Source organism: Pediococcus cellicola, from assembly GCF_001438655.1.
Lineage (GTDB): Bacteria > Bacillota > Bacilli > Lactobacillales > Lactobacillaceae > Pediococcus > Pediococcus cellicola.
Genome location: NZ_JQBR01000005.1, coordinates 1 through 21,461 on the forward strand (window position 1 = coordinate 1; position 21,461 = coordinate 21,461).

Annotated in this window: 19 protein-coding genes; 12 read left to right on the forward strand and 7 right to left on the reverse strand. The window is 39.9% G+C overall.

The window, feature by feature from the left end:
• Nucleotides 1-58: 58 nt before the first annotated feature.
• Genes IV80_RS05525 through IV80_RS05535 form a run of 3 tightly spaced genes read right to left on the reverse strand, consistent with a single transcriptional unit; the run spans nt 59 to nt 2,580 of the window.
• Entirely contained in the window at nt 59-1,354 is a 1,296-nt protein-coding gene (locus tag IV80_RS05525; protein WP_057750708.1) for an MFS transporter, read from the reverse strand.
• A 45-nt stretch (nt 1,355-1,399) separates the two neighbouring features.
• Nucleotides 1,400-2,128, reverse strand: a complete 729-nt coding sequence (locus IV80_RS05530) for a LiaF transmembrane domain-containing protein (RefSeq protein ID WP_057750711.1) — start codon at nt 2,126-2,128, stop codon at nt 1,400-1,402.
• A complete protein-coding gene (locus IV80_RS05535; RefSeq protein ID WP_057750714.1) occupies nt 2,128-2,580 on the reverse strand; it encodes a LytTR family DNA-binding domain-containing protein in 453 nt (150 codons plus the stop codon). Before IV80_RS05535 ends, IV80_RS05530 begins: the two co-directional genes overlap by 1 nt.
• 203 nt (nt 2,581-2,783) lie before the next feature.
• Here IV80_RS05535 and lepB (IV80_RS05540) point away from each other — a divergent pair, with 203 nt between their 5' ends.
• The 6 genes from lepB (IV80_RS05540) to IV80_RS05565 all read left to right on the forward strand — a co-directional run bounded on the left by lepB (IV80_RS05540) (nt 2,784) and on the right by IV80_RS05565 (nt 10,579).
• The gene (gene lepB / locus IV80_RS05540) at nt 2,784-3,398 is read left to right on the forward strand and encodes a signal peptidase I (protein ID WP_057750718.1); all 615 of its coding nucleotides are present in this window, start codon (nt 2,784-2,786) and stop codon (nt 3,396-3,398) included.
• Between the two features lie 96 nt (nt 3,399-3,494).
• A complete protein-coding gene (gene lepB / locus IV80_RS05545; protein ID WP_147186327.1) occupies nt 3,495-4,100 on the forward strand; it encodes a signal peptidase I in 606 nt (201 codons plus the stop codon).
• Nucleotides 4,101-4,233: 133 nt separating this feature from the next.
• Nucleotides 4,234-5,550: a C1 family peptidase gene (locus tag IV80_RS05550; RefSeq protein WP_057750721.1), complete on the forward strand. Its 1,317-nt coding sequence runs from the start codon at nt 4,234-4,236 to the stop codon at nt 5,548-5,550.
• Nucleotides 5,551-5,710: 160 nt separating this feature from the next.
• Entirely contained in the window at nt 5,711-9,460 is a 3,750-nt protein-coding gene (locus IV80_RS05555) for an MMPL family transporter (protein ID WP_057750724.1), read from the forward strand.
• Between the two features lie 103 nt (nt 9,461-9,563).
• Complete coding sequence (locus IV80_RS05560) at nt 9,564-9,971, forward strand: HIT family protein (protein WP_057750727.1); 408 nt, start codon at nt 9,564-9,566, stop codon at nt 9,969-9,971.
• 71 nt (nt 9,972-10,042) lie between these two features.
• Nucleotides 10,043-10,579 carry a hypothetical protein gene (locus tag IV80_RS05565; RefSeq protein ID WP_057750730.1) on the forward strand — a complete coding sequence of 179 codons (537 nt, stop codon included), beginning with the start codon at nt 10,043-10,045 and terminating at the stop codon, nt 10,577-10,579.
• Nucleotides 10,580-10,596: 17 nt separating this feature from the next.
• On the opposite strand, the gene IV80_RS05570 is transcribed toward IV80_RS05565, so the two are convergent.
• Nucleotides 10,597-11,058, reverse strand: a complete 462-nt coding sequence (locus IV80_RS05570; RefSeq protein WP_057750733.1) for a GNAT family N-acetyltransferase — start codon at nt 11,056-11,058, stop codon at nt 10,597-10,599.
• Between the two features lie 389 nt (nt 11,059-11,447).
• On the opposite strand from IV80_RS05570, the gene cls reads away from it, so the two are divergent.
• Together cls and nhaC are read left to right on the forward strand one after the other, a co-directional pair.
• The gene (gene cls, locus IV80_RS05575; protein WP_057751105.1) at nt 11,448-12,905 is read left to right on the forward strand and encodes a cardiolipin synthase; all 1,458 of its coding nucleotides are present in this window, start codon (nt 11,448-11,450) and stop codon (nt 12,903-12,905) included.
• Between the two features lie 437 nt (nt 12,906-13,342).
• On the forward strand, nt 13,343-14,761 hold the full coding sequence (gene nhaC, locus IV80_RS05580; protein WP_057750736.1) for a Na+/H+ antiporter NhaC: 1,419 nt from the start codon (nt 13,343-13,345) through the stop codon (nt 14,759-14,761).
• A 10-nt stretch (nt 14,762-14,771) separates the two neighbouring features.
• Here the strand turns inward: nhaC and IV80_RS05585 are convergent, their stop codons facing one another.
• Nucleotides 14,772-15,791 (reverse strand): SGNH/GDSL hydrolase family protein, encoded by a 1,020-nt coding sequence (locus IV80_RS05585; RefSeq protein ID WP_057750739.1) that lies wholly within the window; start codon nt 15,789-15,791, stop codon nt 14,772-14,774.
• Nucleotides 15,792-15,803: 12 nt separating this feature from the next.
• Nucleotides 15,804-16,379: a DNA-3-methyladenine glycosylase I gene (locus IV80_RS05590; protein WP_057750744.1), complete on the reverse strand. Its 576-nt coding sequence runs from the start codon at nt 16,377-16,379 to the stop codon at nt 15,804-15,806.
• Between the two features lie 416 nt (nt 16,380-16,795).
• On the opposite strand from IV80_RS05590, the gene IV80_RS05595 reads away from it, so the two are divergent.
• The 4 genes from IV80_RS05595 (at nt 16,796) to IV80_RS05610 (ending at nt 20,043) form a co-directional block, all read left to right on the forward strand.
• A complete protein-coding gene (locus tag IV80_RS05595) occupies nt 16,796-17,863 on the forward strand; it encodes a methionine ABC transporter ATP-binding protein (RefSeq protein WP_057750746.1) in 1,068 nt (355 codons plus the stop codon).
• Complete coding sequence (locus tag IV80_RS05600; RefSeq protein ID WP_057750749.1) at nt 17,863-18,531, forward strand: methionine ABC transporter permease; 669 nt, start codon at nt 17,863-17,865, stop codon at nt 18,529-18,531. Before IV80_RS05595 ends, IV80_RS05600 begins: the two co-directional genes overlap by 1 nt.
• Nucleotides 18,532-18,627: 96 nt before the next feature.
• Entirely contained in the window at nt 18,628-19,479 is an 852-nt protein-coding gene (locus IV80_RS05605) for a MetQ/NlpA family ABC transporter substrate-binding protein (RefSeq protein ID WP_057750752.1), read from the forward strand.
• Between the two features lie 90 nt (nt 19,480-19,569).
• Nucleotides 19,570-20,043, forward strand: coding sequence for an S-ribosylhomocysteine lyase (locus IV80_RS05610; RefSeq protein WP_057750755.1), 474 nt, complete (start codon nt 19,570-19,572; stop codon nt 20,041-20,043).
• A gap of 75 nt (nt 20,044-20,118) precedes the next feature.
• Here the strand turns inward: IV80_RS05610 and IV80_RS05615 are convergent, their stop codons facing one another.
• Nucleotides 20,119-21,429 carry a nucleobase:cation symporter-2 family protein gene (locus IV80_RS05615; protein ID WP_307723481.1) on the reverse strand — a complete coding sequence of 437 codons (1,311 nt, stop codon included), beginning with the start codon at nt 21,427-21,429 and terminating at the stop codon, nt 20,119-20,121.
• Between the last annotated feature and the right edge of the window lie 32 nt (nt 21,430-21,461).

Sequence of the window (21,461 nt, forward strand, 5' to 3'; positions counted from 1 at the left end):
TGTTTGTATCAAATTATAACTTCAGTTCCGTAAAGATCATCTTTTTTTAGTTTAATGATTATTCCTGAACTTCGTGAATGGCAGGATGAATCGCTTTTTCGGAGTTATCAAGCAGTTTCTGTTTGTTTAAAAACATCAATATAAAACTAGTGAAGAGTAATAAAACCATACCGGTAATTGCAAAAATTGGTAATGCTTGAACGCGATCGAATAAGTAACCAAAGACAAGAGTGCCAACCGGCATTAGTAGCATACAAATAGTACTGTTTAGGGAGAAAACGCGTCCTTGCATGTGCTCCGGAATTAGTTGCTGCATATAGGTGTTGAGTGGGGTATTGATAAAGACCAGCACAACACCGTTCAAAAAGTTTAACACAATGAAATAAAGGGTGTTAAGTGCAGCTGTCAGACCGAAAATTTCTGGCAAACCCACTGCAATTAGGATTAAGGAAAGTAAACCAATGTTTACATAGGAAATAATAACTGGATGATGCTTTAACTTCATTAAACTTAAAATGAGACCTCCGGCAAACATGCCAACAGCGATTGCGGAATCGGTAATACCATATTGAGCACTTGATAATTTTAATGTTTTTACCAAAAAGTAAGGTTCGCCGACATTCACTGCGGAGAAGAAAAAGTTAATGGCAGCAGCCGAAATGATCAAAATTAACAAGAGTCGTTGCGTACGTAAATATTCAAACCCACTACGAAAGTTTTGCCAGATCGTTTCAGTTTGCCCTGATTGAGTGGCGTCATCTTCTTCTGAAGTTTCAATGCTGTTAAACTTCAAGAAGGCGATCGTAACCAAAGCAATTAATTCGAAACCAATTTCGATAAACGCAAACATGGCAATTGAAATTAAGGTATAGATCAAGGCACCCACAATCGGTGCCAAGAATGAAGCTAACGAGGAAATCGACTGATTTAAAGAATTTACTTTCTGAAGTTCATCATCTTTAAATAACTGTACAAGGCTGGCGGTGAGCGCCGTTCCCAAAAAATTATCAGTAATTTGTAGGATAATTATTAAGGTAATTAGTTCTGGATAGTACTGGGTAGGCCAGATATTGAAAACCATGCCAAAGAGGAAAAGTCCAATGCTCGTAACAACTTGAGCTAAAAGCATAATTTTACGATGATTGAAGTTGTCAATCACGTAACCTACAAATGGAGTTAATAATAAAGAAATGATAGGGCCAGTAATCAAAAAGACCCCCATGCCTAAAGCAGATCCTGTCCGATGTAAAATATATAAACTAATGGCAAAAGACAGCATGCCACTCCCAAAGTCGCCAGCAAATCTAATCACAAGTAAACGAAGCATTTGTACAGATGATTTGAATTTATTCATAGTTATACCTCCATTTTTGAAGTGAGATTGAACTTCAATTAATTCTTAAATATAGTGAATCGTGATATCTCCCATGGAAAAGTTACCCATAATGGTAACTTTGGGCCCCGTTTTAGTGGGCTTCAGTCCTTTTTCGGACGTGTCAGCTGCAAAAGAATTCAGTTGCGTTTGCACGTTCCATTCCTTGGGGATGTATAGATCAATATCGCCTATACTGCCTGTTAGTTCAATGACAGCATGGTCTGCAATAATCTCGGCATGGTCGAAGTAAACTTTAGCGTCGCCCATTTTGACATGAATGAGGGCGCTCTGAAAATTAGTGGATTGAACGTAACGAATCGCACTGCCAATATGTACATTAACGTTAACTAAAGATTCATAGTCATTGGTCTCTGTATCTGAAAAAGTATGACTTTGAGCGTGAGCGTTAGATGAAAAGGATCGGTACCATTTACGTTTGAGTGGCTGAAGGACCAAAGATAGGCCAATGCTAAATAATAAGGCGGCACCTAAAAGGGTCCAAGGCACTAAACTCGTAATTCCCAAGGGTTTAGCGTATAACATACAGATGAAGGTAAGACTAAAAATGGTTCCGGCGACGCTAAAGTAGACAACGCTTTTGATAGCGGCTGCTGCCAGCACTAGGGTTAAGATGAGTGTCCAGAAGCCCACGTGATAAGAAAATAGGCCTAATTTGCTGGCTACGAGGACAACTGCACAGACTAAGAAGAATAGTCCCCAAAACCAGTGACTCCAGTTTGTTTTTTTGTTCATTATAATGACCTCATTTCGTTTAAACGTTCTTGTAATTGTTTGTAATAACGCCTTGATGCATAAACTTGTTTATGTGAATTGTGAAAAGATATGAGGCAAGTCGAAATAGATTTGTTCAAGGCATTGATTTGGTAAAGATTCACCAGCGCTGATTTGGAAATTTGTAGGAAGTAACCTGGTAAGCGATCAGCCAATTCATACAGATGCTTTTTACTCATATAGATATTATCGGATGTATGTATTTGCAAGCGACGGTCTGCAGTTTCAATAAACAGAATTTGATCTAGTTTCAGAAAATATTCAGTTTCGCCTTGATAGCAAGCAATCGCATCTTCTTGGCTAAGATTCTCTAGAATTTGTTGCCAACGCTTGACGTTTGGATCATTGCTAGCAGCTCTAATGATAATTTCTGGTTCATGTATTTGATCATCAAGGTCAAGTCGAACTTTCATTGACGTTGCCTCCTTTCGTGTATGCTATTATTAGACTACTTTTATGATCAGAAAGAAATGCTTTTTGTGTAAGTGGTCAAAAATAAGTCATAAGCGGTTAGAAAATGATGAGATTTCTCATTTAAAAAAATGTGTTACTTTGATTTGAATTTCAACCCGTCATGGTAGAATTAGTTTAGATAAATTGATAGTGGGGGATTTCTATGAAAATATTTAAAAGCATCTTAAGTTGGTTGTTTCCAGTGTTTATTGGTTTTGCAATTGCGCTGTTAGTACGAACTTACCTATTTGGTGTGGTGCGTGTCGATGGTTCATCAATGGAACCGAATCTAGTCAATAACGAACGGGCAATCGCTTTAAAACAAGCAAAAATTAAACACTTAAGTGTCATTGTATTTGATGCCTACGGAGAAGATCCAACAGCTAAGCCTGGAATGGACTACGTCAAACGGGTCATTGGGCTACCAGGAGATAAAATTACGTACCGTGATGGTAATTTATATGTGAACCACAAGCTAGTTCCACAAAAATTTATTAACACTTATCAACGGACAACGGGAACAGCCCATGGAGCAGAGGCCACCAAATGGAATTTAGCATCAGTAGCTAAAGCACATCACTGGGGGAACCAACCGAGGACGGTTCCAGCAAATGAGTATTTTGTGATGGGTGATCATCGTTATGTATCCAATGACAGTCGGTATTGGGGATTTGTAAAGAAGGACAAAGTAGTTGGTGTGGTGAAAGTGCCATTCTGGGGTAATGCAACGGCTAAGCGAAATGTTAACCAACGTGTGAATGATTATCCGCAAAAATAATTTATGAAGATTTTGTATAGCTTTGGGCGTAAAACGAGATTTTTAATCAGCTTTGCACTAAAATAGAGACATAAATAAGTTTATTGAGGAGTTTTCATGAAAACTATAAAAAGTATTTTAAGTTGGGTTGTGCCCATTCTTATTGGGTTAGCGATCGCGATGCTAGTACGCAGTTTCTTATTTGAAATTGTCCGGGTCGATGGGTCGTCAATGGAACCGAATTTAGTGAACAATGAACGCGTATTTGTTTTAAAACAAGAAAAAATCAAGCACTTGAGCGTCATCGTTTTTGACGCTTACGGTGCGGATCCCGAGGCTACTCCAGGAACCGAGTATGTAAAGCGTGTTATCGGAATGCCAGGAGATGAAATTTCTTATAAAAATGGGGATCTGTACGTTAATGATAAAAAAGTTCCACAGTCCTTCATTAACAAGTATCAGCGAACGACAGGAACAGCCATTGGCGCGGAGGCAACCGATTGGAATCTTGCATCAGTTGCGAAAGCGCGTGGTTGGGGGAGTAAGCCCGAAAAGGTACCTTCCGGTGAATACTTTGTGATGGGCGATCACCGCAGTGTTTCCAATGATAGTCGTTATTGGGGATTTGTGAAGAAAAGCGAAGTAATGGGTGTAGTTAAGGTGCCATTCTGGGGGAGCGCTTCAGCTAAGAAGAACGTCAACCACCGAACGAGTGACTATTAATCGTTAAAATAAGGACATCAAGAGTTGAAAAGCTTTTGATGTTTTTTTATGGAAAGATTTACTAATAATTGCAAAAGTATTAGAATATGCTTAGTTCATTCTTATTATTGATTCATAATTTTGGAGGTGCCTTATGGAAAAAGAAGTTTCACAAGAGAACGTCGCAAAATTTCGGCAAGCATTTAATGCTGGCAACCGAAATACAGTTGTGCAACGTGCTGCAACAAAAAATGGTGTTTTGAATGCAAGTGAAGATATTGCGGCAAAGGTGCGCCTCGACCGAACTTTTTCAATTGAAATCGACACGGGTAAGGTCACAAATCAGCGTCAAAGTGGACGATGCTGGCTATTTTCCCTTTTAAATACGTTGCGTCACCAAGTGGCCGATAAATATGATCTGAAGGATTTTGAATTATCACAAGCTTATTCTTATTTTTGGGATAAAATCGAGCGAGCAAATATTTTTTATGAAAATATTATTCGCACTGCTGACAAACCCACCACAGATCGTGAAGTTGAATTTTATTTAGCTGGCCCTGGAGATGATGGCGGTCAGTGGGCTATGGCAGCAAGTCTGGTCCAAAAATACGGTGTGGTACCTGCCTCAGTTATGCCAGAAAGTTTCAATACAAATAACACGACGGGGTTCGGCGGAGCTTTGGACACTAAATTGCGTAAGGATGCTGTTGAATTACGTGAACTTAAAAATAGCGGCGCAACTGAAGGTCAATTGAATGCTAAACGTGATCATCTATTAGGTGAGGTTTACCGAATGACAGCAATTGCAGTTGGCGAACCACCTGTTAAATTTGATTTTGAATATCGTGATGACAAGAAAAATTATCATCGAGATGCCGATTTAACACCTAAGGAATTCTATGATAAATATATTGGGGTTGATTTGGATGACTACGTAGTTCTTACAAATGCCCCATACAAGCCATTTGACAAGCTATACAGTTTACCGGCAGAAGATAATGTTGTTGGTGGTAAAAACATTACCTTATTAAATGTCGAAATGGACACCCTACGCAAGGCAGCAGTTGCCCAGCTTAAAGATGGCGAAACAGTTTGGTTTGGTAATGATGTTTTAGAGCAAATGGATCGTAAGGAAGGTTTCTTAGATAGCCAGCTTTATCAAACGGACGCCTTATTTGATGTTGATTTAAGTTTAAGCAAGGCAGAACGATTTGAATATGGCCAAGCCCAAGTTTCGCACGCCATGACGTTAACTGGCGTCGATGTTGTAAACGATCAGCCAACTAAATGGAAGGTTGAGAACAGTTGGGGTGAAAAAAATGGTAAAGATGGCTACTTTGTAATGACGGATGACTGGTTTGAAAACTATGTTTATGAAGTTGTGGTACATCGTAAATATTTAACTCCTGATCAGTTAAAAGTAGCGGACTCTGAACCAGAACCATTACCAGTTTGGGATCCTCTTATGTAGTTAAATGAAGTTCAGTAAAGCTCAATGTGAGATTGGGCTTTTTATTTTGCAAAAATTTACGAAACATTAAATGAAAATATATCAAAACTGTTTACATTTATTTTCGGAACGCTTATAATATCCTTTTGTATATTAAAGTGGACATTGAAAGGAGATAAACATGCAGAAATTTGTGAAGAATCACGGTATTGCGCTGATTGTGTGGCTTGGCATTATTTTAATTAGCATTTTTACCTTGCCGGATATTGATCAATTGGTTCGTTCTCATGCGGAGACCAAAATACCTAGTGCGGCACAAAGTCAAATTGCAAATCGAATTCAGTCCAAGTGGGGATATGGACAAGGGAATACGACGCAAGTGGTGGCTATTTTTAATAATGGCGATCAAAAGTTAACCGCAAACCAAAAGGAAAACATTAATAGTACCGTTCAGTATTTACGTGATAATAAAAAGAAATACGGGATTAAAGATGTCACCGCAGCATCCGATAATGCCGAGACACGTAAACAGTTGGTTTCAAAGGATAAGACCACCCAGTTAGTGCAATTATTGGTATCTAAGAAACACGGGTCTTATAAGAAGATAGATAAAGAACTGACAAAAGCGGTCAAAACACCTAATGTCAAAACATACATTACGGGTGGGGACATTTTAAATGAAAAATTCTCCGAGGCTACTCAGGAGGGAGTTAAGAAAACTGAAATTATTGCGGCTATTTTCATTTTTATCGTTTTGATTTTAGTTTTCCGCTCACCAATTGTACCGTTGATTTCGGTATTTACGGTTGGCGTTTCGTTTATCACGACGCTTTCGATCGTGACAAACTTAGTTTCAAAGGTAAACTTTCCATTTTCTAACTTCACCCAAGTTTTCATCGTGGTGGTGTTGTTCGGAATTGGAACAGATTACAATATTTTGCTTTATGAGCAATTTAAAGAGCAATTAAGTAAAGGTGAAGATCGGCATACAGCCAGTCGTAAGGCAATCAGAACCGCTGGACGAACCATTTTGTATAGTGGTTCATCCGTCTTCATTGGTTTCTTAGCACTTGGTTTAGCTAAGTTCTCCATATATAAGTCAGCTGTTGGGGTTGCCCTTGGCGTTGCCGTCTTAATTGTGGTGCTCCTTACTTTAAACCCATTCTTTATGAGTGTCTTGGGTAAAAAAATGTTCTGGCCGTCTAAGAACTTTAATGGTCATTCACAAAGTAAGATGTGGCGTGCTTTGGCAAACTCATCAGTTTTGCACCCTATTATTGCCTTAGCATTGGTCTTGCTTTTGACCGTACCATTTGTTGCAACTGGCTCAGGAACCTTAAATTATGATGATTTAGTTGAATTAAGTGATAAGTTACCTGAAAAAGTTGGATTTAATGTCGTTAAAGATCACTTTTCGGCAGGAACGGCCGAGCCTTCAACTTTATACATCCGTTCGAATAAACGGTTGGACAATGAGAAAACTTTGAAGTTGATTGATCAAGTTACTCAGCAACTTCAAAAAGAAAAAGGAATCAAAACGGTGGCTTCGGCGACCCAACCAGGTGGCTCAGAAATTGGGAAACTTTATGTCAAAGGCCAGGTTAAAACGGTCACTACGGGAATTGATAAGGCACACAAAGGCTTAAATACGATCGGTAAGGGTCTTACGAGCGCTTCTGATCAATTAGCTGGCACCGATATGGATAGTGGTTTAAACAGTGTCCAGAAGCTTATCAATGGAACTGAAGTGCTACGTAATGGTTCCTTGAAGATTACAGCGGGTGCTAATAAGCTTTCAAGTGGTGCTTCGAAGATTTCAAATGGTGTATCTGGGATGAGTAGTCAAATTTCTCCGCTAGTGAGTGGCCTAAATCAATATGCTGGTGGTGTTGATAGCTTAAGTTCAGGGTTAAGTTTGTTAAATAGCAATTCAAGTCAGTTAACAAATGGCTCACAAGAATTGTTAACTTCGGCTCAGAAGCTTTCAACAGGCGTATCGACACTCAATTCAGCTGCTGTGAAGATTGATAGTCAGTTAGATGGTCTGCAACAAACGTTAAGTGCAGGAAATACGGCCATGGGCAGTCTTTCTGGGCTAAGTAGTGGCGTGAAGCAGTTAAACACCTTGAAAGCAGAATTGGCTAAGTCACAAGGTGCGGTTAATAGTTTGGAACAACTAGCCCCACTGCTAACCGAACTCGAATCAGCTAAGAAAAACTTGGCGGCTGTTAACAGCTCGTTTGCTAGTTTAGACAAAGTTTCTAGTGCGTTAACTTCAGCAGCTACTGATTCTGCTCAGGCTGCTGCCTCAAATACAGCCGCATTAAAAACATTGTCAAGTATTGACCAAAGTACAATGAGTGCGGCGGACAAACAAAAATTAGCGACTGCGGAATCACAAATCACGGCCGGTGCCAAAACAGCTGGTGCATCAGCACAAACGATTAAAACAACCGGTGAAACTTTAAGTGGACTTTCCAGTGTGAAGACGCAGGTTGAAAATCTTGAAAAAGAATTAAATGCAGTGAATATTGATTCCAACACAATTAGTGAATTAAAACAGCTTGAATCAGTTATGAGCCAAGCGGAGTCTCTCATGAATTCAACTAATATTAGTGAGACACAAATAAATCAATTGATCACGCTGGGCAGTCAATTAAAGAACGCTTCAGGTAGTATTTCTCAATTGAAGCAGTTTACGGCTGGTGTCGAGCAACTAAATGCACAAGTTAATAAAAACTCAGCCTTGGTTAATGGTGTTGCTAAGTTAAACGGTGGCCTTAACCAATATGCGAATAGTGTTCAATTGGCAGCAAGTGGTGCCTCAACCTTGTCCAGCAAGAGCGGTCAATTGACAGGCGGCGTTGGTCAACTAACTAGTGGTTTGGGAACCTTGACAAGCAGTCTTAATCAGCTTTCAAGCGGAGCAAGCACGTTAGCTGGTTCCACACCAGCCTTAACGAGTGGCCTTGACCAAGAAGTATCTGGTCAAAAGCAGATGTATAGTACACTCAAAGGCTTATCTGGTAAAATGGGCGAACTTCAAACCGGTTTGAAGACAGCTGCTGATGGTACAAAGACTATTGGCTCTGGGATGACAACGGCTAATGATTATCTAAATGGTATGGGAAATTCATCAGTTGGGAAAACATTCTATATTCCGGCTGATCAAATCCATGGTAAGTCATTCAAACCTGTTTTGAAGACCTACTACTCTGAAGATAAGAAAGCGACGAAGTTAACCATTGTACTAGATTCTAATCCTAGTTCTGCGGCGTCTATGGCAAAAGTGAAGGACATTCAAAAGCAGGTTAAAGATAGCTTGCGTGGAACTTCATTGAAGAATGCACAGGTGGCAATTGGTGGTCAAACTTCTCAGACTGCCGATATCAACAAAGTTGCGGGAAATGACTTCACGAGAACGGCCGCAATTATGATTGTCGGAATTCTGATTGCCTTAATGTTTGTAACCCGATCAATTTTGATGCCATTCTACATTATTGGAACGCTACTATTGGCTTACTACAGTTCATTAGGAATTACCAAGGCCATCAGTACCCTCTTCTTAGGGCACTCGATGCTAACTTGGAACACACCGTTCTTTGGTTTCATTATGATTATTGCGTTGGGTGTTGATTACAGCATCTTCTTAATGATGAGGTATCGCGATTTCAACAAGGAGTTGAAACCGAGTGCGCGGATTTTGGAGGCTGCTGGCATTATCGGAGCAGTAGTCTTATCAGCAATGATTATCTTAAGTGGTACGTTTGCTGCTATGATTCCGTCAGGTGTGCTTACGTTGATTCAAGTGGCATTGGTTGTGATCATTGGATTGATTATTTTGATTATTATCATTCCGGTTCTCTTACCAAGCTTAATTAAGTTAACGTATGAAGGCGTGTCATTTAAGAAGAAAAAGAATAAGCATTAGACTAAAAAGGTGTCTCCTTTAATCAAGGAAGACACCTTTTGTTTGTTCTTGTATAATGATGGCAGAAAGGTCATTGTGGACATTTGATTAGGAGGTAGAAAAAATGGATTTTGATCCTAATTGCGTATTTTGTCAAAAGCAGCCCAAAGATTATGTGATGGCAAACAATTTATGTGTGGCGTTTTGGGACAGTCATCCAGTCAGTAAAGGACATCTATTAATTGTACCCAGACGTCATGTCGCGCAAATTTGGGACGTTACAGAAGCCGAACGACAGGCGCTAGTACAATTAGTCGCTGATGCCAAAAAGCACCTAGACAAGCAATTTAAGCCAGATGGATACAACGTGGCCATTAACTCTGGAGCGGCTGCTGGACAAAGTGTTTTTCACTGTCATATCCATTTGATTCCGCGTTACTGGAATCAGACAACAAAACGGTTGGGTGCAATACCAGGTCAATTTTTGGTTCCCAAAGCACGTCCGGAGTTTAAGCAATCTAAACAGTCTTGATAGCTTGTCGTTTAAAAACGAAGTATAATCAGTTTGAAGAGTGACATGAACAAGGAATGGGGGCAAAAACAATGAAATGGCATCGAAAATGGACATGGTTTATAGGTGTGGCTGTGCTTGGTCTAAGTTTAGTTTTAACGGGATGTAGCAACTCGTCCACAGAAACAGGACGTGCAGTGGTTAAGAGCCAAGCACCGAAAGTTTCAAGGGTAGCCGCCAGCAAACAAATTCGTAATAACGGGGGTTTGTGGTACTTTACCCGTTCTTTAAAAGATAAGTCTAACTCAGGTTTAGAAGTTTTCACTTTTGATAAAAAGGGTAAAGTGACAGCATATAATGTCAAAAAATATTATCGGTCTTATCAAGCCGCTAAAAAGGCAAAGGGACTTCGTGAATTTGGACAGGGCACGTATCAAATGAAGACGAATCAGCAAAAACAAACCACTTTAACTTTGAAAATGAAATTGTCAGGGATTCCAGCAACGTATCAATTTAAGCTGATGAAGGCTATGGCAACTAAGCATCAAAACTTGATTTTCAATGGCTTTAAGGCTAGTCGAACCGTTGATGGCGATACCGTGAATGGTTTGTTTGTGCAAGCTAAATAAAGAATCATGGAAGCTTCCTATTTTTTCAGTAATGGGTAGGCTTCTTTTTTTGTGTCCTGCAACGTATAAGAAGGTGGTGTTTGCCACAATGAATGGTCAACAATTTTGAACCCTAAAGCTTTATAGAAGGTCAGGGCATTGCTATTTTTGCGAACACATTTTAAGGTGACCGGCTCAGTGGCAAGCAACCGCACAGCTTCAATGAGATGTTTGCCAACACCTAAGTGCATGTGTTCGGGATCCACAAATAGTAGGTGAATAAAGTTTTCTTCTCTATAAAAACTTAAAAATCCCACAATTTGGTGATTCAATTCAGCTTTTAAAAGGTATTCTCCCTTAGAATCACGCGAAAAGTCGGTAAGACGGGGATGCTTTACCCAAGGAAAGGTAGCCAAACGAGCGTTCAAATAAATTTGGGCAAGTTGGTCATGGTCGGCTGGTGTGGCTGGTAAGACAATTATTTTCGAAGAATTTAACATATAGTGACTTCCTTTTTCAATTGTAATTTTATTGAAATCTTTTCTTCACAAAATCTTCACAATTTATGAATAATATAAACAATATAAATAACTTTTTCATTTACTCCCCCCATAAAGTGAATGGATGGCCATCTATATGGTCATGTTACTTATTTTCCGTTGCTTCGGCAACGGTTTTTTTGTGTCTAAATAGTTTAAACTTGGCTTTATTCTACAGCATTGTGATAAAAGGTGCTGTATTTTTTTTCGTGGATTTTTGGTAACGGTTTTCATTCTTATGTGGGAAGGGTAAAATGAAAACATGGAAAAGTCCTTTTTTTGATTGTGGAGAGCTAAAATCGTGCTTTTTAAATAAAAATCAGTATTATATTAACTATCGGGGGATCATTATGAATTGGGTACACATTGTAATTGAAATTATTGTAACGATTAACGCCTTGGCAGCTATCATCACCGTCTTTCGAGAAAAACGGGATATTGCAGCAACGTGGGCTTGGTTACTTGTACTCTTTTTTCTCCCAGTCGTGGGCTTTATCTTTTACGCTTTTGCTGGCCGCAAGCTACCTAAGGGAAAGATGTTTCAATTGAAAAAAGAAACTAAGATAGAACTACAACGGGTTTTAGCAAGGCAAACTCAAGAATTAAATAATGACCATACTGACGCAGACAAAGTGGTTGAGGATGCAAGTGGCATGGCGACCATGTTTATGAACGCCGATGCGGCATTTTTAAGCCATCGAAATCGTGTGAAAATCATTACGGATGGCAAAGAATTGTTTCATGAAATGTTTCAAGATATTGAACGTGCTAAAAAGCATATTCATATTGAATTTTACACATTTTATGCAGACAAAATTGGTAATGAAGTTCTGCATTTACTAGAGAAAAAAGCGGCTGAAGGGGTTGAGGTACGTGTCCTTTGGGATTCATGGGGATCCATGGGAACCAAAAATAAGTTTTTCGATCACCTTCGTGAATTGGGCGGTCATGCTTATCCCTTCTTGGGTACACACTCAGCAGTCACTGACTTTCGTCTAAACTTCCGTGATCACCGGAAAATTGTGGTGGTTGATGGACAGGTTGCCTATACTGGCGGTTTTAATATTGGGGATCAGTATTTAGGACGGAAAAAGAAGTTTGGGTATTGGCGTGATACCCATCTGAGAATTGCGGGTTCTGGTGTTTATGGACTACAGGCACGATTCATTCGTGATTGGAACGCGACAGATCCTGAGCATCCAATCGATAAGGTGTTTGATCCTGGCTCTGTTTACTTTCCTGTGGCAAAAGTGAATGGCAATACCAGCTTACAAGTTGTGGCGAGTGGGCCTGATTCAGACATTGAAACGATTAAGTTAGGTTATTTGAAGCTGATTTATTCAGCGCATCGTTCCATCTGGATTCAAACCCCATATTTGATTCCTGATGACAGTGTATTGGATGCATTAAGGGTTGCGGCGCTTTCGGGAATTGATGTGCGTATTATGATTCCATGTATGCCAGACCACGCGTTTGTTTACCGGGCAACGCAGTATTATGCGCGCCAGTGTGCAAAGTGGGGGATTCAAATTTATAACTATGATGCTGGGTTCTTGCATGCAAAAACAGTGGTTGTGGATGGTAAATTAGGCTCGGTAGGTTCTGCTAATTTAGATTTTCGTAGTTTTAAACTTAACTTTGAAGTGAATACGTTCTTGTATGACGAAAAAGTGGCACAAAAACTAGAGGAAATTTTTAAAGCTGATATTCGTAAGTCTACTTTACAGACGACCAAAATGTATGATGAACAGTCCTGGTGGCTTAAATTCAAGCAGTATTTTTCTAGATTATTGTCGCCAATCCTCTAATCAATTTTTAATTTCAGTTGACGTGGATAAAAGGGCATGGTAAAATTCATTCAACTTAATAATTAAAAGCGAACTTTCATATCAAGTAGCTGGTTATCTGGGAGTCAGGAAGTCGGTGGTTGCTGCGAACCGATCAGGATAATTTAGACGAAATACCATGGAATAGTTTCAATTGAACGGATAATAACTAGAGCCGTTACCTTCTAGTGAGTGGAGAATATGCTTTTGGCGTCTTCTCAAATTGGGTGGTACCACGGTTTTATCGTCCCTGTTGTCGTTAGATAGCAGGGACTTTTTTTGTCCCTAAAATTAAGCAAATGAAAGTGAAGTGGCCGAAATGGAAAAACGAACGTGTGGCGGGATGCCTCGTTATTGGAATTTGAATGCATAGGAAAAGTGATGGGGCGTTTAAATAACAAAAGATGATGAGGTGCAATATGGAAAAGAAAGTAAGTTTTAAAGAAGCTGTTAGTGTGCTATTGGTGATGTTAGTCATTATGGGTCTAGGTGTTATCAAGTTTGGTTTGTCGCCACAGGTACCAGTGCTATTAGTTTTGGTAGTCGTAACGTTTTGGGCGCGATTCCGTCATTTCTCATGGGAAGATGTGAATGCTGGAATTAAAGATGGGATTCAGACTGGTATCATCCCTATCTTTATTTTTATTTTAGTTGGGGCTTTAATTAGCACATGGATTGCGGCAGGAATCATTCCATCTATGATGGTTCTTGGGTTCCATATGATCAGCGCGGCATGGTTTGTGCCCTCAGTATTTGTGGTTTGTGCGCTAGTTGGAACGTCAATTGGGTCTGCGTTTACCATTATCTCAACCATTGGGATTGCATTTTTTGGTATGGGAATGACAATGGGTGTGAATCCTGCCTTAGTCGCAGGGGCCATAATTTCAGGGGCTATTTTCGGTGATAAGTCTTCCCCGCTTTCTGATTCCACTAATCTTGCTTCCGCGGTGGTGGGCACAGACTTATTTAGTCACATCAAAAACTTAATGTGGTCCACAATTCCTGCTTTTCTTGGCTCTTTAGTTTTATATGCACTGTTAGGGTTTCACGCCACAACCTCAACTAATTTAGGTAAGATTTCACAAACGGTAGCTGTTCTTCAAGCGCACTTTAGTGTGAACTTCTGGGCAATCATTCCTATTGCATTGATGTTCTTCTGTGCCTGGAAAAAAGTGCCCGCAATTCCCACACTCTTTATTAACATCGTTGTTTCAGTTGTCATGGTTTTTATTGAACAGCCAAACACGCAAATCACTAAAATGGCAACGGTGATTGAGTCCGGATTTGTATCGAAAACGGGCAATACTAGTGTTGATGCACTGCTTTCACGAGGAGGCATTAGCAGCATGATGGGGACCGTTTCATTAATTATTCTGACACTTTCATTAGGCGGTCTATTAATGAAATTTGGACTTATTCAAGCTGTTATGGCTCCTTTGACCAAGCATCTCAACTCAGATGGAAAAATGGTGACGGCCACGATCTTGGCTGGGATTGGTGTAAACATCTTTATTGGGGAACAGTACTTATCTGTGATTCTTCCCGGAAAAGCCTTTAAGAAAGCCTACAACGATTCTGGCTTAGCAAATTTAGCACTTAGTCGTGTTTTAGAAGACGGCGGTACAGTCATCAATTACCTGATTCCTTGGGGGGTTGCTGGCGCATTTGCAGCAAACACACTTGGTGTTTCAACGTTTGAGTTTCTCCCGTTTGTTTTCTTTAGCTTGCTATCACCCGTATTCTCGATCATCAGCGGATTTACTGGCGTTGGCTTAAAACATACAAAATCAGAAAATGATCAGACCAAGATGGCTGAATCGGCAGAAAGTTTGGACTAAAAAAGAGGTCTCAGAACAGACCTCTGTGCAGTTGATTTTTGAAGTAGTCAGTACCATAGTAATGTTTTAAAGCGGTTGTCAGATGTTGTGCAATAATTTTTGAGCCGTTTAAGTCCGGATGAGCGCCATCTGTAAACGTAATTGGCCAATCCTGGGTTTCAATTAGATGAATCTGTGCATCTTGTTTAGCCAAATGACGGAGTTCTTGTGCGAAACTTTGGTTAAACGGAATAATAACATTGAGGCTAGCTTTCGGAAATAACTGCTTTAACTCCTTAATAAAACTAAAAAATTGCGTTTCGAAAAGCACGCTAGGCAACTTTCGATCATTGGTGCCAAGGTTCACCACCAAGAGATCAGGTTGTAACTGGGGTGCTTTCGTTTCGAAATCGACATACTTGACGAATCTGGGAGCTGCTGGCACACCTCCTGTCCCATAGCGGAGCAATCCAGCTGCACTATAGGCAATTCTGATGTCGACGGCATTTAATTGTTGGGCCGTTTGGGCCGCATAATTTGATTCGGCAGCATAACCAGCTGAAGGGACTCGGCCTAGTACCCAACAACCGGCAGTAATGGAATCCCCAATAAAAGCAATGGTGCGTCCAGCTGGCTTTACAGCAGTCAATTGACCGGTGTCTTTAGGTGAAATATCAGTGATCGCCAAACCTTGTTGGTGTTGCCAGACCTCGTCAGAATCGGAATTGCCGGCAAATACAAAGCGAATTAAATGTGGTCTGTCTGACTGCAATTGAAGTTCACTAGGTACTTCATTGACCTTAAATCGCAGTTCGGGACGATCATCAATAAATATAGCGATTTCCGGTTGAAAACGAGCTATTGGTGTGGTGTCCATGAATTTGAGTTTCAGACAGCTTGTGTGCTTGGTCATTAGTAAAAACGCTGCTCCAAGATTGGTGGTGTACATGGTCGTTTGGTTAGCAACTGTCTTTTTAACCCAGCGGCCCATGAAGTAAACTCCCGAAAAAATTCCATTTGCTGAAGTTTCAATATATTCAGTCTGTGCCATAGGTTCAACTCCTTACTGCGGGTTATCCATACAACTAATTTCATGGTCATTCACTAACCCAATAGCCTGCATGAAAGAATAGGTGATGGTCGGCCCCATGAATTTGAAGCCATGTTGTTTTAAATCCTGAGAAATTTTTTCGGAAAGTGGCGTTTTTGCATGAATTTCTGCGGGAATACGAATATGGTTGTTAACCTGACGATAATTAACGAACTGCCAGATGTAGTGTTCAAAACTCCCGAACTCTGATTGAATTTTTAAAAAAGCTTGAGCATTTGTAATGGTATCTTGTATTTTTAACTGATTTCGGATGATACTGGCGTCGTTCATTAAATGCGTCACATCTTCTGATGACATGTTCGCAACCTTCGTAACTTCAAAGTTGGCGAAGCCATGTTGAAATGCCGGACGTTTCTTTAAAACGAGTTCCCAATTTAATCCTGCCTGAAAAATTTCTAATGTCATCATTTCAAAAATATAATGATCATCATGAGACGGGTGGCACCATTCATTTTTATGATAGGCACGAATTTCTGGACCGCCATTTTTAGCCCATGTACAAATAAAGTCGTCCAAAGATTGTTGCATATTGTTTGCCTCCAAAATGCGTCTGCAAAGTGATAACTTGACGCTTATTTTTGATTCTATTATACCTCATGTGAAACAAGTGCTTGACTTATTAAAATTTGATGATAGAATAAATTCAATTATTAAATATTGATGCACAGACGAGAAGAGTAAATTCGGCGACTGTCTAGAGAATTCCGTTTGGTGAAAAGGAATCAGTCTTAAGAATTGAAGATGAGCTCAGAGCTAATGACTAGGGTGCAAGCTTTAGTCACGTGAGGATACGATATAATCCCAGACATAATTTTTTGTGTCGTTGAGGTGTTGTTTGCAAGAATAACACGAACATGGGTGGTAACACGAAGTTTTCGTCCCTAGTCTTTTATCTAAAGACATGGGGCGGAAACTTTTTTATTTGTCAAAAAGAGGGTGAGTGAATGACTGAGAACATTATTGATTTAAAACAAATTACGGTTGATTTTAAAGACGGAGAGAATCGTGTCAAAGCCGTGAATGATGTCGACTTACAGGTCGAAAAAGGTGATATTTACGGTATTGTCGGTTATTCAGGCGCCGGAAAAAGTACCTTGGTACGTGTGGTTAATTTGTTGCAAAAACCAACAGCAGGAAAAGTGATTGTTAATAATCAGGAGCTATTGAAGTTAAATCCGGTTGATTTAAGAAAAGCACGTACTAAGATTGGCATGATTTTTCAACACTTTAACTTGATGAAGTCGCGGACAATCTTAGGTAATGTTGAATATCCGCTTTTAAAAACAAAATTAACTAAAAAACAACGTGAAGAGAAAGCTACGGAATTACTGAAGCTGGTGGGCTTGGCTTCACGTAAGGATGATTATCCACGTCAGCTATCAGGTGGTCAAAAACAAAGAGTGGCGATTGCCCGTGCCCTGGCCAATAACCCGGATATTTTGATTAGTGATGAGGCGACAAGTGCATTGGACCCTAAAACAACTTTATCAATTCTAAATTTGTTGAAACGTTTAAATCGTGAATTAGGATTGACCATTGTTTTGATTACACATGAAATGCAAGCAGTCAAAGAAATATGTAATCATGTGGCCGTGATGCAAAAAGGTAAAATCGTCGAGCGCGGAAATATTGAAGCTATTTTTTCAACCCCACAAAAGCCATTAACACAAGAATTTATTAATGTGGCCACGAACGTGGGACCAGCAGTTGAAAAGGTAGTAAAGAATCCAAGCTTTAAGGCTTTAACGCAGAATCAGCAGTTGGTGCAATTGAATTTCATTGGTAAATCGACTGAAGAGCCTATTATTTCAACATTAGCAAAACAATTCGGAGTGGACGGGAACATTTTATTTGCTAACGTGGAACAGCTTCATGACGAAACGTTAGGTTTTATGATCTTGGTATTAACTGGTCAAGAAGAACGGATTAAACAAGCAATTACCTTTCTTCAAGAAAACCAGGTTCGTGTAAAGCTCCTGAATCAAGCGGTGGAAAGCGAGGCGAATGGCTAATGGCAAGTTGGATTCCAAATGTAATTCATATGCAAAGTGAGTTTATTCAAGCCACATGGGAAACAGTTTATATGACGTTGGTCTCAGCTGTTATTGCGGGTGTTTTGGGTTTGGCAACTGGCATTTTGTTAATCACAAGTCAGCCGGGTGGCATTCTAGAGGACAGTTTTTTGTATGGTTTGTTAGATAAAATTGTAAACTTGCTTCGTTCAATTCCGTTTATCATTTTGTTAGCAGTAATTGCACCTTTTACCCGCTACTTGGTGGGGACGACGATTGGGACTACAGCGGCACTGGTTCCGTTAATTATAGGCATTTTCCCATTCTATGCACGTCAGATTCAAAATGCACTGACCGAAATCGATCCGGGTGTGATAGAAGCGGCGCAGGCTTCAGGATCCAGTCCATTGGAAATTATTTTTCACGTCTACTTGCGAGAAGGGCTACCAGACATTATTCGGGCGTCCATTTTAACAATTATTAGTTTAATTGGGCTCACTACGATGGCTGGAGCAATTGGTTCGGGAGGTTTAGGTGACATCGCAATTAGTATTGGCTATGCGCGTTTTGAAAATGATGTCACAATCGTTGCGATGATTATTATTTTAGTCATGGTATTTATCGTTCAATTTGCAGGCGACTGGCTGGCTAAACGGCTGGAGCATTAAAGAAGGTGAGCTTAATTGAACTTTAAAGATAGCGACGGAGGATTGCCACGAATGTGGTTGGATTTGGTATAAGTAAGAAAAAGAGGAGAGAAGAATATGAAAAAAAGTGTTTGGTGGGTTTTAGGTATTGTTGTTATTTTGGTTGGCGCCATAGTGGGGGTCCATCAAGTGAGTCAATCGGCAAAAGCGAAAACAACAACGATTACAGTAGGATCGATGGGTTCTGATTATGATATTTGGAAGCACATTGCTAAGAGTAAAGATGCTAAAGATGCAGGATTAAAGATAAAGGTTCAGCAGGTCACTGATGGGGTTCAGCTGAATAACGGCACGGCGCAAGGTAACATTGATGTTAATGCGTTTCAATCTTATTCTTATTACGAAGCGTATAACAAACAACATCCAAAACAGAAATTGGCAGCTTTAGGCACAACTTATTTAGAACCACTGGGGATTTACTCTAAAAAGTATAAAAAGGTTTCTGATATTCCAGCAGGAGCAACGATCGCGATTGCTAATAATCCGGCTAATACAGCTCGAGGGCTCCTTTTACTACAGTCAGCTGGGTTGATTAAGTTGAAAGCTAACTTTAGCGCTCTGGGTAATGTCAGTGATATCAAGAGTAATCCTAAGCAATTGAAGTTCAAAGAGATCGACGATACTACCGGTCCACGTGTATTAAAAGATGTTGATGCTGTTTTGATTTCTAACACGGTTGCCCTTGAAGGTCATTTACACGTTTTGACGGATTCTATTTTTCATGAGAAAGTTAATCAAAGTACCCGTGAAAATATCAACATATTGGCCACAGATAAGGCAAACAAAAATAATGCAAAATACAAAAAGTTAGTGAAACTCTATCATCAAAAAGATATTCAACGATACATTAAATCCAAATATTATGGCACAAAGATTGAAGTTCAAAAACCACTTTCTTACTTAAAATAGAAAGACTACCCTTGTACCAACTTGAAAAAAAGGGGTTACAGGGTCAAAATGGATAATGAAAATGAATTTATGAAAAGGGGAAATTAAATTATGGCAAAAGTTGAAAGTTTTACATTGGATCATACAAAGGTTAAAGCACCTTACGTTCGTTTAATTACAGTTGAAAATGGTGCAAAAGGTGATAAGATTTCGAACTATGATTTGCGATTAGTTCAACCAAATCAAAATGCCATTCCAACGGCTGGTTTACACACTATTGAACATTTATTAGCTGGTTTATTGCGTGATCGTTTGGACGGTGTGATTGATTGTTCACCGTTCGGTTGCCGCACTGGTTTTCATTTAATCACTTGGGGCGAGCATTCTACTGAAGAGGTTGCCAAAGCTTTGAAGAGTTCTTTAGAAGAAATTGCAGATAAGATCGAATGGAAAGATGTTCAAGGAACTGACAAGTACAGTTGTGGGAACTATCGTGACCATTCCCTATTCTCAGCTAAAGAGTGGTCAAAGGCCATTCTTGAAAAGGGCATTAGCAGTGATCCATTTAATCGCCAGGTTGTTTAATTTTTCGAATTGAAATAAAAACCACTAGTCATCGGGAAATAATTTCCGTGACTAGTGGTTTTTTATTGCCTAAATTTAGTGAGCTTTTTTAACTTCAGATTTTGTTTCACCATGAAGGCCGTTAAAAAGAAGATTTAAAAGTACGGCTACAATGCTGGCCACGACAATACCATTCGTAAGCAACATGCGAGCAGCAGCTGGTAAAAATTGAAAGATTTGAGGATAAACAGTGACGCCAAGTCCCATCCCAATTGAAAGAGAGGTGATTAAGATATTTTTATCTTCTGAGAAATTAACTTGTTGAAGAATCTTGACGCCTTGGGCACCAACAATACCAAACATGACAATCATGGCACCACCTAAAACAGGATCTGGAATGATGGTCGCAACCGCGCCAGCTTTAGGAAGAAGGCCTAATAAAATTAGGAAGAAAGCAGAATAGTAAATTGGTTTTCGCGTTTTGACACCTGATAGCTGTAAAACACCGACATTTTCTGAAAAAGTGGAATAGGGGAACGTATTGAACAAACCACCTAACATAGCAGCGATACCTTCGGCGCGATAGCCACGTTTTAAGTCGTCTTCTTCGATTTTTTTGCCGGTTAGATCACCCAAAGCGAAGAAAACACCGGTAGATTCGATCATGGTGGTTAAAGAAACCATAATCATTGTAACGATTGCGGAACCATGAAATGTGGGGGTACCGAAGTAGAAGGGCTGTGGTAAATGAAACCAACTGGCTTGCGCGACAGGACTTAAGGAAACCATGCCCATGGCTCCAGCAATCAAGGTACCTGCCAAAATACCGATTAAAATGGCAATTGAATGTAAAAAGCCTTTGCCCCAAATATTAATGGCTACAATGATTAAGACGGTTGCGAACCCGATGATAAGGTTTCGTGGATCTCCAAAGGACTTAGAGGTGACGGTACCACCGCCGAGATTTTGAAAAGCGACAGGAATTAACGTGAACCCAATAATAGTAATAAGAGAGCCTGTCACAACTGGTGGAAAGAGGTTTTTAATTTTTGAAAAAAGACCACTAATTAGGAAAACAAACAATCCGGCGCACATAATGGCGCCATACATAGCGCCAATACCTAAGGTGCCACCAATGTTTTGTAAAGGCTGAACGGCTTGAACGGCACAGCCTAACACAACGGGGAGGCCAATTCCGGTTAAAGCGGTACGCTTCAGTTGTAGGAGCGTTGCGATCCCACACATGAAGATATCGATTGAGACGAGATAGGTCATTTGAGCAGCAGTAAAATGTAAATATCCACCAATGAGTAAGGGAACGAGCACGTCTCCAGAATACATAGCTAGAAGATGTTGCAATCCTAGTAATGCGGCCTTAGGTTGTGAAATGGTTTTGACAGATTGGATAGATGTAGGTGTGGTTTCAGCTTCAATAGACT